The sequence below is a fragment of the Mucilaginibacter antarcticus genome, from assembly GCF_042686155.1.
Classification (GTDB): Bacteria; Bacteroidota; Bacteroidia; order Sphingobacteriales; family Sphingobacteriaceae; genus Mucilaginibacter; species Mucilaginibacter antarcticus.
Genome location: NZ_JBHUON010000056.1, coordinates 1 through 551 on the forward strand (window position 1 = coordinate 1; position 551 = coordinate 551).

The window sequence follows — 551 nt, forward strand, 5'->3', positions numbered from 1 at the left end:
CTGGTAGTGGTGTTCGTTCCATCTGGCTCCGTCATAACCTGGAGAACTTTAAAAAGCGCCTCGCAGCTCTGGAAGCCAAGGTTGAAAAGGAAGGCATAATCCTTAGCGAAGACCAAGTTGCAGCGCTAGAAAAGAAAAAGCAAGATGATGAAGCCTGCGGTGAAATTGAAACGCATCACCCTGGCTATCTAGGCTCTCAGGACACGTTCTATGTAGGCAACTTAAAAGGCGTTGGCCGAATTTATCAGCAGACGTTTGTTGATACCTACAGTAAAGTCGCGTTCGCTAAGCTCTACACAACGAAAACACCAATCACATCGGCAGATGTGTTAAATGACCGTGTATTGCCGTTCTTCGAGGCTCAGGAACTGCCCATGCTGCGGATTTTAACTGACCGAGGTACTGAGTATTGTGGCAAGGTTGAACAGCACGATTACCAGTTATATCTGGCAATCAATGATATCGACCACACCAAAACCAAAGCGAGACATCCGCAAACTAACGGTATCTGTGAACGCTTCCATAAAACCATCCTGAATGAGTTTTATCAG

1 protein-coding gene is annotated in these 551 nt (G+C 46.1%); it reads left to right on the top strand.

All coding sequences use genetic code 11. The annotated features are described in order from the left end of the window. Nucleotides 1–551 (top strand): DDE-type integrase/transposase/recombinase (locus ACFSYC_RS19630; protein WP_377130571.1); only part of this gene is annotated, 551 nt, incomplete at both ends.